The following is a 12943-nucleotide window of genomic DNA, read 5'->3' as shown; positions in this document are numbered from 1 at the left end:
TCTTAAAAATAAAAATGAAATATGGATATTAAAACTATTTTATAGTTACATCATTCACTACCTGCCGCTAAAACCACAGGATATTTATAAATATGTATCGCATAGTACTTAAAGACTTTCTAGGAATAAATGATTAGACAGAGAAAGTCTTTAAGCCGAAATATTTTAGAATTTCTAGAAGATTAACTATCTAGAATCATGAACTAAAGCTATCACCCGGCACACGTACCCAACCTTCCATCAATACACGTGCACTACGGCTCATAATCGCTTTTTTGACAGCCCACTTCCCATCAATTAACTCGGCTTGAGCACCGACACGTAAAGTGCCTGATGGATGACCAAAACGAACTGCTTCACGCTCGCCACCACCTGCTGCTAAATTCACTAAAGTATCCGGAATTGCGGCTGCCGTTCCAATCGCCACGGCTGCTGTCCCCATCATGGCATGATGTAGCTTACCCATAGACAATGCACGTACCAATAAATCAACATCTGTTACTTCAACAGTTTTGCCACTTGAAGAAGTATAGCTTTTAGGTTCTGAAACAAAAGCGATTTTAGGTGTATGCTGACGTGCTGCTGCTTCTGAAATATCTTTGATCAAGCCCATCTGAACTGCACCATATGCGCGAATTTTTTCAAAACGTGCTAAGGCTGCGGCATCCCCATTAATATGATCTTGTAATTCTGTTCCTTGATAGCCAATATCTTCAGCATTCAAGAAAATAGTTGGAATACCTGCGTTAATAAATGTCGCTTGGAATGTTCCAACATCAGGCACAACCAATTGATCAACAACATTTCCTGTAGGGAACATATCCCCACCCTCTTCACCATCATCAGCAGGGTCTAAAAATTCAATTTGCACCTCTGCTGCAGGGAAAGTCACTCCATCTAATTCAAAATCACCTGTTTCCTGAACCTGACCATTGGTTACTGGGACATGTGCAATAATGGTTTTTTGAATATTCTTTTGCCAAATGCGTACCGTACAAATTCCATTTTCAGGAATACGATCTGCATCGACCAAACCATTAGAAATCGCAAATGAACCGACTGCTGCTGTCAAGTTGCCACAGTTACCACTCCAATCTACAAAAGCTTGATCAATTGAAACTTGTCCAAATAAATAGTCGACATCGTGCTCTGGCTCGGCACTTTTTGCCAAGATCACAGTTTTACTGGTACTTGAAGTTGCACCGCCCATACCATCAATCTGTTTACCATAAGGATCTGGACTTCCTATGACACGTAGCAAGAGCAAGTCACGTGCTTTTCCAGCAACTTGTGCGGCTTCAGGTAAATCATTGAGATTGAAAAAGACACCTTTACTCGTGCCACCACGCATGTAGGTTGCAGGGACTTTAATTTGTGGTACTGAACTCATGTCAATTTCATCCTTTTATCATGTTCTTGGTGCAAGTGAATGTGAGCTTAAATTATCGTAGAGTCATCTGAAATGCCATACGACTATACGATTAAAGCAAAACGTAATAGATAAAGCACATCGTATATATTGAGTAAAGTTGAATAACTCAACAATGGCACGAAAATAAACAACTGCCGTTTAAAAAACAAAATTTTGATTTAAATGTCTAAAATACCACCACAACTTAGTTTACCATTTGTTCAAATATATGATTTTAAATAACTTTTAAAAACTACTTTCCAGTCATAGCCAAGTTGTACTTTTACTAGGCTAAAACTTTGCAATCTATTAGAATATTCCACTTATTCCTCGTCGAGCTCAGTCCTTTGAACAACGATTCTTCTCAACTTCAGCGTGGACTAAAAAACCGCCATATCCAGCTCATTGCTATGGGTGGAGCTATTGGTACGGGCTTATTTTTAGGTTCTGCGCAAGTCATCCAGTCTGCTGGACCATCAATTATTTTGGGTTACGCAATCGGTGGTTTGATTGCATTTCTCATCATGCGCCAATTAGGTGAAATGATTGTCGAAGAACCTGTCGCTGGTTCATTTAGTCATTTTGCTTATCAATATTGGGGGAAGTTTCCAGGATTCTTATCAGGTTGGAATTATTGGGTACTATATATCCTTGTTGCGATGAGTGAACTGACTGCGGTTGCAAAATACATTAACTACTGGTGGCCTCATATTGCGGCTTGGCAATCAGTGTTATTTTTCTTTGTCATTATTACGGCAATTAATTTAACTAACGTTAAATTATATGGTGAATCAGAGTTTTGGTTAGCTATCATTAAAGTCACAGCTGTTGTCGCTATGATTTTCTTTGGTTTGTTTTTACTTTTCACAGCAGATGCGAATTCAACAGCCTCATTTAGTAACCTTTGGTCACATGGTGGATTCTTTCCAAACGGTTTTGATGGTTTGTTTTACATGCTTGCCTTTATTATGTTTGCTTTCGGTGGAATCGAACTGATTGGTATGGCTGCGGCAGAAGCGAATGATCCAAAGAAAACCATTCCAAAAGCAATTAATCAAGTTGTTGTGCGTATTTTGGTTTTCTATGTTGGCTCATTAGCGATTCTCCTTTCACTTGTGCCTTGGAACCAACTGGATTTAGGTGGTTTAGACAAAAGTCCATTTGTGATGATTTTTAGTCAAATGGGAATTAGTTGGGCGGCTCATTTACTTAACTTCATTATCTTAACAGCAGCTTTATCTGTATATAACAGCGGTATGTTTGCCAATAGCCGTATGCTTTTCGGTTTAGCACAACAAGGGAATGCGCCTAAAGTTTTCGCTAAAGTAAATAAACAAGGTGTACCGATTCCTGCTGTTTTATTATCTGCTTTATTGATTTTTGGTTGCGTACTGTTGAACTATTTTGTTCCAGAAGATGCCTTAGGTCATTTGATGTATGTAGTGGTTGGCGCTCTAGTGCTTAACTGGGCGATGATCAGCCTAACTCATTTAAAATTCAAAGCGATGGTCAAGGAAAAGAATTTAAAAACGAGTTTCCCTGCGTTATGGTCACCAATCAGTAACTACTTAGTCTTAGTTTTCATTGCAGTCGTACTTTACATCATGTGGCAACAAGGTTTCAAAGAATCTGTGCTGATGATCCCAATCTGGATTGTATTGATGTTTGTGCTATATAAAGCTTTAAATCTTAAAGCGAAAGACTAAATATCTGATCAAATTCATCAAAAAGTGATTGCTTAGGCAATCACTTTTTTGTTTATAATCATAAAATTATGCGCTTATAGCTTAACTGGATAGAGCAGTTGCCTCCTAAGCGACCGACGTGGGTTCGAGTCCCGCTGAGCGCACCATTTAGATAATTGAGATATAAACACTCGCATCCTTGAATAAAGTAAAAATCGATAAATAATTAATTTTTAAAAATAAATTTAACTATTTAATTAGCTAATAATCCTTTCAATTCGGTGAGTAAATCTTGCTGGTCTATCTCAGACGGATGAAAACTAGCTTTATAGAATGCTAAATAATCAGGCAGTAAACGCCATGTCATTTGAGTCAGCCCTAAAAGCGTTTGAGCATTTTTTAAAAGTTGTGCTGGGGAGTAGAAGGTATTTTTGCGGTCTTGCCAGACAAGATGACTGGTCATCACAATCGTACTAGTTATAAATCCCACTGTAGAAAGCTCATCGATAGTGCTGTGATAAAATGTGACATTAGCGTAGATTCAGTATAGTGCGCTTTAATTTTCTCAGGTTTAAACTGCGTTTGGCGCACCGTAATTGTATTATGTAACATTATGGCTTTCCTTCCCCTAAAACTAAAACGCAAACAGCTTGAACTACATTAACAAGACTACCAAGAAATCATATATTCAACAGCAAACCGACAAGAGCTACATCATCCCTTGAACAAGCTTAGATATAAATTCAATCATAGTTCCAAATTAGAACTATGATTGAATTATAATCTACTATTCATGCTGTCAATTTTTTTTCATGTATTTTCTCAATTTGTCCTATAAAGATATTTTGTGACCTTAAAGCAGTTATTTGCTAAATCAAGGCTAGATAAATCAATAGATCTACCTAAATATCCCAAGACTTTTCAATTGATGTGATTTGACTATGAACGCTTTGATATTCTGCTTGTTTTACTGTGCACCATAGTTCCATAAATTCTTTACCTAAATATTCTGTAAGTATCTTGTTATTTTTAAACAATTTTAAAGCTTCAATTTGCTCAATTGGCAATAAATAATGTTTAGATTTAAACGTAAGTTGATTGATTTGTTTCGGTACTTCTAACTGGTGTGTTAAACCATAGAGTGTGCCAATCAAAATCATGGCAATGCTAAGATAAGGATTACAATCTGCTCCTGCCACACGGTATTCCAATCTTTGATTTTCTTGATCAGAGCAAGGTATTCGAATAGCCACATTACGGTTATTCAGCCCCCAACTCGCTTCTAAAGGAACATGATGACCTTTTTTAAAGCGTCTAAAAGAGTTTAAATTGGGTGCTAAAATTACCATCGAACTTGGCATTAACCATAACAAACCACTGATGACTTTTAAAAGATCTTGAGATAACTCATTTTCCCGAGGACTAAAAATATTGTTTTGATCTTGATCAAGCAAACTCATATGAAAATGCATTCCACTGCCCGCTTTTAACAAATCTGGCTTTGCTAGAAAATTTGCACGAAATCCGTGTTTATGTGCAATTTGTTTAATGGTTCGTTTTAACAACATAATCTGATCACATAACTTTAAAAGATCATATGTGTGTTGCAGATTAAGCTCATATTGCCCTAAAGATGCTTCAGAAATAATTCCTGTAATTATAATATTCTGGAGTTTAGCGATAGCTTCAATCTCATCTAAAATTTGTTGATGTGTATCAGAGAGATGAATATCAAAACATTGAGTTATTAATTCTTGAACTTCCTGTTCCCCATTCAACGGCTGCAAATAAAATTCTATTTCTGCAGCAATACAAGGGTGATAATTTTTTTCATGTAATTGTTGGAGTATTCTTTTTAAAATATTACGAGGTTCAATTAAACATTCTTGATGGCGATCATCTTTCATCGTCAATAACAATTGAGCATTAGTTTCAGGCTCAATGGCACAAGGTTGCAATGAACCTAGGATAGGCTGACACAAATGATCTGGTTCACCAATAAATTTACCCAATCCTGTTTCTTCTATCACATTTCCATTTAGACTCATCGCATAAATAGAAATAGGTAAATAACATGCTTTCACCAATTGTGTTAAGCATTTGACATCAATTCTTTTACCTCGTAGATGTCCATTCAAATCATACAAATAAATATCAATATGTTGTGTATTCGGATACTTTTCTAAATAATGATCTACTTCCTGTAAAAATAATCCCTTATCGAGCAGAATATTTTCAGATTTTTGCTCATTTGATTGATTAATCACATTATTAGAATTTAATAGCTGATTCAATTCTACAAAGACAGCATTCATAAATTAAACCAAGTTCATATTGTTACGAATAGAATAATTTATGCTTATAAATATGTAACGTTAAGATAATATAAACTTATCTCAGCTCAGTATAAATTTATCGTAAAATTCAAATAACCATTTAGCATTTTGTTAGACATCATAAGCACTGACCGATGTAATTTTACGAATTCTAACAGTCAATTCCTTCACGATATAATTGACAGATAGAACCAACATCAAACCAATCATAAAAGATCCAATGATATCAAATGGAAAATGAACCCCAACATAAACCCTTGATAAACCAACGACCATACCGACAAAAATACCGAATACACCAATCTTCTTAAAGCCTGCTAACCAATATGAAAAGGCAATGATTGTGATGGTTAGGGTATGCTGACTGGGAAATGATGAACTTGGACCATGCCCAATAAGTTGATGACCTAGTCCTATTTCAAACGGACGTGGATGATGATAGAAAATTTCAGCTAAATCACTCAGGATTAAAGAAAGCAACACAATTAAAAGTGTTTTAGCGAATAAATAGTTATAGATCTTCCATTGGTAAACCAATAAAAATAAAAGAAAACATATAAAAACTGTATTTAAATCATGAGCTGTAAATATGGCAACTCTATCCACAATCGCATTCTGAGTCGCAAATGAGTTTATGCAATCAAACAAGTAAATGTTTAAGCTTTCAAATATCATTGCATATTTATCTTTTTAGATTCGCTCATCGCAATATATAAGCGAATCATGAAAGAATGATTAAATCTCTATCAAAATTAATTTTAAATAATCTCTAGCTCTTGCATTTCACTAAGCAAACTTTTTACGATATTGATTAGGTGAAATTCCCGTCCAATGACAATACGCTTTCCTAAAGTTTGAAGTATCTGAAAAACCAAGTCTTTCGGCAATTTCGTCCATACTCAGTGTCGTTGCAGCCAGATATTCATCAGCAAGACGAGTTCGCGTACTATCCAATATTTCTTGGTAACTCACGTTCAGATCGGCTAAACGGCGATATAAAGTTCTTTTAGATACATTTAATTGATCTGCCATTTGTTGAGCAGTTGGAAAATTCCCAACACTGTCCAAAAAAATAAGACGAATCGTTTTGATCAGTTCATATTCCTCATCATTTTCATCTCCCAACATCCGTTCACAAAAAGATTGGCACATATCCGCAGTAATCGGGTTTGCATTTGGACAAGGCGCATCTAACCATGCTAAATCGAAATGCCATTGCATCACTTCTGCATCAAACTCTACAACACAACCAAATACCTTTTGATATTCATCTGCATATTCAGGGGCAGGATAAGGCAGCAATAACCTTTTAGCTTGAAATGGTGCTTCGAGTACACACTGAATTAAGGTCTGCATTGAACTAAACCAAAACTCGCAAATTAATGGTAATAAATGTCCTAAAGCAATAATTTCTTTAGCCTCAAAAATTGCAGTATCATTTTGTATATAAAATGATTTTTTCAGTACAGGACTGGCTAGTTTGATATGTCGAATGCCAAGTTCGACGGCTTGTTGAAAATTACGGGAAGAGTACAGTGCATAACCGTACACCCCAAAATCTGATAATTTTTGTTTTTGCCCTGCCCTAAGCCCGATCAATGAATCTTTAGACAAAGATTGGATATTTTGAAATAGCTTCAACTTTTGATATTGAGATATTGTTGTGGTCGCACTTGTCAGCGCATCATGCGCAATACCCGTACCGTCCAACATCTGAGCGATTGAATATCCTTGTTTTTGCATTTCATCAAACAAACTGCTTAAACCAAGTATAGGCGTGCCTTGACCGAATAGCGTATGATCATAACGAGCTTCAATATAAATATTTTGCTCAATATTCTGTTTAGGCATTTTTACTTTATCCATTCGATCAGTAGATAATGGCACTAAATTACTTTTTGTTGTCTCAATTTAACATCGACTAAAAATTCAATCAATCATAAAGTCTATTTCTACCAATAAGCATGGAAGGAGCAACAATGACACTTTCTCATTCGCAGGAATTTAGCGACTCGGCAACTAAACATATGCGCTTGGTATTCGCCCAACAACGTGCTGCTTTTGATGCGCATCCATATCCTGATCTCGATGCTCGACGTACAAAATTATTCAAACTTAAAAAACAAATTATTCGTTACCAAGATGTTATCGCTGCTGCCATCAATAGCGACTTTAGTTCTCGATCGGTAGATGAATCAAAATTATTGGATTTATTAGGCTCAGTTTTGGAAGCAGAACATGCTATTCGACATTTACGTAAATGGATGCGACCGAGTAAGCGAAGTACTGAATTACTGTTTTTATCAAACCGTCTGGCTGTCCAATATCAACCGAAAGGTGTGGTCGGCGTGATTGTGCCGTGGAACTTCCCTGTTTATTTAGCACTTGGCCCATTGGTTGCAGCAATCGCTGCGGGCAATCGAGTTATGATTAAACTGCCCGAGATTACGCCTGCAACCAATGCAGTACTGAGACGCATGCTGGCTGAAGTTTTTACTGAAGATGAAGTTTGTATTTTCGGTGAAGAAATTCTTGATCCTGCACAATTCACATCACTCCCTTTTAACCATATTGTGTTTACAGGTTCACCTGCAATTGGTCGAGTGGTAATGCGTGCAGCAGCAGAAAACCTAACGCCTGTCACATTAGAATTAGGCGGTAAATCCCCTGCGCTTGTCAGCCGTCATTATCCCTTAGCCGATGCAGCTAAACGCGTATTGCATGGTAAGGCAACCAACTGTGGGCAAATCTGTGTTGCACCTGACTATGCGCTTGTGCCGAAAGAACAAGTGAATCAGTTTGCAGAAGAATGTAAAAAGAATTTTACGGCAATGTATGGCAGTAACATCAGCAATAATTCTAACTACACCTCTATCGTCAATGATCGCCATTTCAAACGTTTATTAGAAATCCTAGACGATGCCAAAGCCAAAGGTGCTCAAATTATTGCCTGTGCCGAATATGATCGTGATAAAGATGCACGTCGTATGCCTGTACATATTGTGCTGAATTGCACACCCGACATGCGTATTCTCAAAGAAGAGCTGTTTGGTCCAGTATTGCCCGTAGTTGCTTACGATAGCCTTGATGACGCGATCGCTTATATCAAAGCAGGTGAACGACCTCTAGCACTCTATTGTTTCACCCATGATTCAACCGAACGTGACTACATCTTAAAACAAACTCATTCAGGTGGTGTCACGATCAATGATTGGGGTTGGCATGTGGTCAACCATGATGCACCATTTGGTGGTATTGGTAACTCAGGTATGGGAACTTATCACGGTGAGGAAGGCTTCCGTGAGCTATCACATGCGAAAACAGTTTTTGCTCGTCATCGCTTCTTCCCAACGCAATTATTCTATCCACCTTATGGCACTTGGGTGCAAAAACTTGCTTTGAGTTTCTTCTTGAAAAAAAGCGATCCAAACTTAAAATAAATCGTTTATTCGTCAAAAAGAGAGTTTTGCAAACTCTCTTTTTATTTTTCAATTTAGGATTGCCCTTGGAAACGTAACCCCACGCCCGCGATGGTAAAAATATATTTTGGAGTGACTGCAGAATCTCCGATTTTGGTTCGGAGTTTTTTCACCAAGATTCGAAGATAATGAGTATCTTCTTCATGGCTAATGCCCCATAACTCGGTCATAATTTGCTTTTGCGTAACAATCTTCCCCTGATGACGAATCAATAGTGCTAACAGTTTAAATTCTTTTTTAGTCAGAATAATTTCTTCATTCGCGAACGTCACTACATGTTCAGCCACATCCACAGATAATTGACCATCATCAAATACAATATTCTGTTCAGACTGTTGTGGTTTATTACGAAACATCACTCGAATACGGGCACATAATTCCTGAATGCTAAACGGTTTGGTCACATAATCATTCGCACCTGCATCGAGCAATTTAATTTTTTGATTTTCATCAGGACGGGCAGATAACACAATCACAGGAATATCTGACCATTGCCTCATCTCGGTCAATACTTCCTGTCCTTCCATATCTGGTAAACCCAAATCTAAAATCAGTAAATCCGCACCTCGTGTTGCCAAAATTTCTAAGCCTTTCATGCCATTTTCAGCAACATGCACCTGATAACCTTGCGCACGTAAAGCAATGTCTAAAAATTTTCGAATTTGAGGTTCATCATCAATAATTAAAATTGAAGCATTCGGATGGGTTGTTTGCGGCATAAATAATAATTTTAATCCTGATGTAACGGTAATCGTATGCGAATTAAGGTGCCTTGACCATCTGTTCCAGCAAAAGCTTCAATACTGCCCATATGTGCGCCAATAATAGCTTTAACAATCGCCAGTCCTAAACCTGTCCCCGTTTTTCCTCGATCACCGCGTTGCATGGTGTAGAACATATCAAAGATTTGCTCGCGTTCATCTTCGGGAATACCAATCCCCTGATCGATAATGTCAATTTGTAGAAATTGTTCCTCTTGCTGAATCTTTATTTCAATCGGAACATCCTCTGGTGAAAATTTGGCGGCATTTTCCAAGACATTAAAAATGGCTTGTTCAATCAAAGCAGGATGCACATACAATTGCAGAAGTTCTTCCGGCAAAGCAACTTCGATTTTCACCTCAGGCTGATAGCGTTTAAGCCGTTGCGTTGCTGAGCCAATCAGCTCATCTGCACCGATCCAAGCACGACTTAAAGTCAAACCCTGATGACCTAGTCGAGTCATATCCAATAGGTTTTGTATATAACGATCCAGTCGTTCCCCTTCAATGTGAATAGTGTCTAATAATTCATGCCGATCGCTTTCAGGCATCTGTTCACCATAATATTTGAGCGTATCTGCTGAACCAATCATCGCGGCTAAGGGTGAACGTAAATCATGCGATACCGAAGAAAGTAAAGCTGAACGTAGTTTTTCCGTTTCAGCCACTACTCTAGAATTTTCTAATTGTAAAGACAGTTGTACCCGAGCAACAGTTTGAGCAATATCCTCAATCATCAACTCAGTTAAACGTTGTAATTCAAAACTGATGGTTTGAGCATTTTGATGAAAACGAATTGCAATCACCCCATATTCTTTCACTACATTCAGTGGAATAAACCACCATTCAGAATTGGTCAGTGTGTTGGTAAAGCGTCCACAGGGTTTCGCATTCTTCTGTGTCCAATCTGCGGCTATTTGATCTTTTTCATTTAAAGCAGAGACATCACCCAAAGACTGATTTTCAACTTTTAACCAGACCGTCGCATTTAATGAGGTTTCTAAATGTTGTTTGGCGACATTTAACACCTGCTCAATATCTACACAAGTCGATAGTTTTCTTTCCAATTCTTGCAACTGTAACGAGACTGAATTTGCAGCACGTAAATTCAATACCTGCGCACGTAATTGGTTGGCTAAACGCCCGACTAGTAAGGCTGAGACAATAAACGTAATGATGGTAATCACGCCTCGTTCAGCGCTAATCATAAAAGTAAATCGAGGTTCGATAAAAAAATAGTTGTAGAGTAAAAAACAGATGAATACGCTGATAATCGTGATCAACATGCGGGCGCGTATCGCAACCAGTAATACGGTCACAATAAAAATTAAGGCTAAATCACTATACCCAATAAAATGATCACTGATTGCTGCCACAATCAGCCCTAACAACACAATGATAATACTTTCAAACACTTCACGTTGATTAAATGCTAAACCTTGTTCCAGCCAAGATGAATGCGCCACATCTTTCTGCAAACGCTTTTCATTATTTTTGGCTTTTAAAGGCTGAACAAAGGTGATTTCAAAAGGATGCTGTTTCTCTAACAGTTGGTCAGCAATATGATCTGAAAATAAGCGTTGCCATAGCGATTTTTGAGGACTTTTGCCAAGCAAAATATTAGATGCACCATAATCATAAGCCGCTTGTAAAATGGTCGATGCAATATGATTGCTATACAGCAAATAGGTATCTGCACCGAGCTTACGCGCTAGATTGAAAGCCTTCGTCACTGCAAAGGCTTGGGTCGTTTCAACCTTACTTTTTTGAATCGAAATGACACTCCACGTTGCATTGCGCCTTTCCGCAATCCGATGCGCACGGCGTACCAAATCTTCAGAGAATTCAGAACCATCTATCGCCAACATCACATGATTTTGAATCGGAATAATCTGCCCTTGCGCAACAAATTTTTCTCGATAATCAATATCGACCTGCCCTGCAACAGTTTGAATTGCCAGATCACGTAACGCCGTCAAATTCGCAGCTTTAAAAAAACCTTGTAATGCATGGGGTGCAACATCGGCGAAATAAATCTTGCCATGATTCATCCGTTCTAATAGTTCGGGAACAGGTAAATCAACCAGTCGAATATCTTTCAAACGTTTAAGTAGTGCATCGGGGACAGTTTCAGTTACCCGAATCCCCGTAATTTGAAAAACTACATCATTCAGACTTTCCAAATGCTGAATATTTAAGGTGCTATAGACATCAATGCCTGCATCCAACAACTCATTGACATCTTGCCAACGATATTCATGCCGACTATTGGGTACATTACGATGGGCCAATTCATCAACAAGCACAATTTGAGGCTTTAATTTAAGAATTTGGTCGAGATCCATCTCTTCCAACATTCGCCCCTGATATTCCACAGACTTTCTTGGAATAACATTCAGCCCTTGAATCAAAGCTTCGGTGTCAGATCGACCGTGGGTTTCCACCACGCCAACCACCACATGCTGCCCTTGTTGCATCAATTCATGCGCTCGGGTCAGCATGGCATAGGTTTTCCCCACCCCAGGTGCTGCACCCAAGAAAATGGTCAAACGTCCAGATTGTTCACGTTGACTATGTGCCAACCATGCATCTGCTTTGTTATTACGGTCGATCTGCATAATTACGCTCTATCAACGTGTGGTCGATGACAATTGATCTAAGGCCAAATTTAGCTGTAACACATTCACTCGGGCTTGCCCATATATGCCGAATTGTGCAGGCTGAGTTTGTTGTTGTACCAAATCACGAACTTGCTGCTCAGGCAAATGACGTTGTTGCGCCACTCGCTTCACCTGTAACAATGCACTCTCAGGTGAAATATCAGGATCAATCCCACTACCTGATGCAGTTACCATCTCGTTCGGCACGTGTTGCTTAGTAATCTGATTATTTTGGGCAAATTGTACTGTTCGCTCTTTAATTTGTTTTTGCAAATCAGGATTAGAGATTGCCAAATTACTGCCTGCCATACCATCGACATTGTAACTTACCGCACTTGGTCGTCCATGGAAATATTGTTCACTAACAAAGTTTTGCCCTACCAAACTTGACCCCACTACTTTACCATTCAGTTCAATGACACTGCCATTGGCTTGTTTGGGAAAGATCAACTGCGCAATCGAGACACTTGCTGTAGCGTACAACATGCCTGCAATGAAAAAACCAACCACAATCAAACCGAGGCTTGGGCGTAAAACTGAATGGACAGGATTCGATAATTGGAGATTCTGTTGATTCAATTGTTCATGCTTCAATAAAGTATTCATTTCCA

The 12943-nt window shown here is 38.2% G+C and carries 10 protein-coding genes, 1 tRNA gene and 1 pseudogene; 3 read left to right on the top strand and 9 right to left on the bottom strand.

The genetic code is table 11. The features are described from left to right. Positions 1 to 196: 196 nt before the first annotated feature. Positions 197 to 1390, bottom strand: a complete 1194-nt coding sequence (prpF, locus tag CDG59_RS02040) for a 2-methylaconitate cis-trans isomerase PrpF (protein ID WP_087543257.1) — start codon at positions 1388 to 1390, stop codon at positions 197 to 199. A 368-nt stretch (positions 1391 to 1758) separates the two neighbouring features. On the opposite strand from prpF, the gene CDG59_RS02035 reads away from it, so the two are divergent. After that, positions 1759 to 3117, top strand: a complete 1359-nt coding sequence (locus CDG59_RS02035; RefSeq protein ID WP_087543255.1) for an amino acid permease — start codon at positions 1759 to 1761, stop codon at positions 3115 to 3117. A 70-nt stretch (positions 3118 to 3187) separates the two neighbouring features. After that, positions 3188 to 3263, top strand: a tRNA-Arg gene (locus CDG59_RS02030). Between the two features lie 86 nt (positions 3264 to 3349). Here CDG59_RS02030 and CDG59_RS02025 read toward each other — a convergent pair. The 5 genes and pseudogenes from CDG59_RS02025 to CDG59_RS02010 form a co-directional block, all read right to left on the bottom strand. Then, positions 3350 to 3589: pseudogene (locus CDG59_RS02025) on the bottom strand (metal-dependent hydrolase); the annotation flags it as partial. After that, on the bottom strand, positions 3574 to 3708 hold the full coding sequence (locus CDG59_RS15735; RefSeq protein WP_413772660.1) for a hypothetical protein: 135 nt from the start codon (positions 3706 to 3708) through the stop codon (positions 3574 to 3576). The gene CDG59_RS15735 and the pseudogene CDG59_RS02025, both read right to left, overlap by 16 nt. Before the next feature lie 290 nt (positions 3709 to 3998). Next, a complete protein-coding gene (locus CDG59_RS02020) occupies positions 3999 to 5411 on the bottom strand; it encodes a glutamine synthetase family protein (protein WP_087543253.1) in 1413 nt (470 codons plus the stop codon). A gap of 132 nt (positions 5412 to 5543) precedes the next feature. Further along, positions 5544 to 6107: a phosphatase PAP2 family protein gene (locus CDG59_RS02015; RefSeq protein WP_087543251.1), complete on the bottom strand. Its 564-nt coding sequence runs from the start codon at positions 6105 to 6107 to the stop codon at positions 5544 to 5546. Positions 6108 to 6218: 111 nt separating this feature from the next. Then, positions 6219 to 7283 (bottom strand): AraC family transcriptional regulator, encoded by a 1065-nt coding sequence (locus CDG59_RS02010; protein WP_087543249.1) that lies wholly within the window; start codon positions 7281 to 7283, stop codon positions 6219 to 6221. A gap of 128 nt (positions 7284 to 7411) precedes the next feature. Here CDG59_RS02010 and CDG59_RS02005 point away from each other — a divergent pair, with 128 nt between their 5' ends. Then, positions 7412 to 8872: a coniferyl aldehyde dehydrogenase gene (locus tag CDG59_RS02005; protein WP_087543247.1), complete on the top strand. Its 1461-nt coding sequence runs from the start codon at positions 7412 to 7414 to the stop codon at positions 8870 to 8872. 53 nt (positions 8873 to 8925) lie between these two features. Here the strand turns inward: CDG59_RS02005 and CDG59_RS02000 are convergent, their stop codons facing one another. Genes CDG59_RS02000 through kdpC form a run of 3 tightly spaced genes read right to left on the bottom strand, consistent with a single transcriptional unit; the run spans position 8926 to position 12938 of the window. Then, positions 8926 to 9630, bottom strand: a complete 705-nt coding sequence (locus CDG59_RS02000) for a response regulator (RefSeq protein WP_087543245.1) — start codon at positions 9628 to 9630, stop codon at positions 8926 to 8928. Positions 9631 to 9641: 11 nt separating this feature from the next. Continuing rightward, positions 9642 to 12290 (bottom strand): sensor histidine kinase, encoded by a 2649-nt coding sequence (locus CDG59_RS01995; RefSeq protein ID WP_087543243.1) that lies wholly within the window; start codon positions 12288 to 12290, stop codon positions 9642 to 9644. A 12-nt stretch (positions 12291 to 12302) separates the two neighbouring features. Then, complete coding sequence (kdpC, locus tag CDG59_RS01990; RefSeq protein ID WP_087543241.1) at positions 12303 to 12938, bottom strand: potassium-transporting ATPase subunit KdpC; 636 nt, start codon at positions 12936 to 12938, stop codon at positions 12303 to 12305. Between the last annotated feature and the right edge of the window lie 5 nt (positions 12939 to 12943).

Source organism: Acinetobacter sp. WCHA29 (assembly GCF_002165335.1).
In the GTDB taxonomy this organism is placed as follows: domain Bacteria; phylum Pseudomonadota; class Gammaproteobacteria; order Pseudomonadales; family Moraxellaceae; genus Acinetobacter.
This window is presented reverse-complemented; position numbering and strand designations above follow the sequence as displayed.

Bases quoted from the DNA above. Each gene is read 5' to 3' on its own strand.
- prpF (WP_087543257.1), bottom strand. From the start codon at position 1,390: ATGAGTTCAGTACCACAAATTAAAGTCCCTGCAACCTACATGCGTGGT.
- CDG59_RS15735 (WP_413772660.1), bottom strand. From the start codon at position 3,708: ATGTTACATAATACAATTACGGTGCGCCAAACGCAGTTTAAACCTGAG.
- CDG59_RS02020 (WP_087543253.1), bottom strand. From the start codon at position 5,411: ATGAATGCTGTCTTTGTAGAATTGAATCAGCTATTAAATTCTAATAAT.
- CDG59_RS02015 (WP_087543251.1), bottom strand. From the start codon at position 6,107: ATGATATTTGAAAGCTTAAACATTTACTTGTTTGATTGCATAAACTCA.
- CDG59_RS02010 (WP_087543249.1), bottom strand. From the start codon at position 7,283: ATGCCTAAACAGAATATTGAGCAAAATATTTATATTGAAGCTCGTTAT.
- CDG59_RS02005 (WP_087543247.1), top strand. From the start codon at position 7,412: ATGACACTTTCTCATTCGCAGGAATTTAGCGACTCGGCAACTAAACAT.
- CDG59_RS02000 (WP_087543245.1), bottom strand. From the start codon at position 9,630: ATGCCGCAAACAACCCATCCGAATGCTTCAATTTTAATTATTGATGAT.
- CDG59_RS01995 (WP_087543243.1), bottom strand. From the start codon at position 12,290: ATGCAGATCGACCGTAATAACAAAGCAGATGCATGGTTGGCACATAGT.
- kdpC (WP_087543241.1), bottom strand. From the start codon at position 12,938: ATGAATACTTTATTGAAGCATGAACAATTGAATCAACAGAATCTCCAA.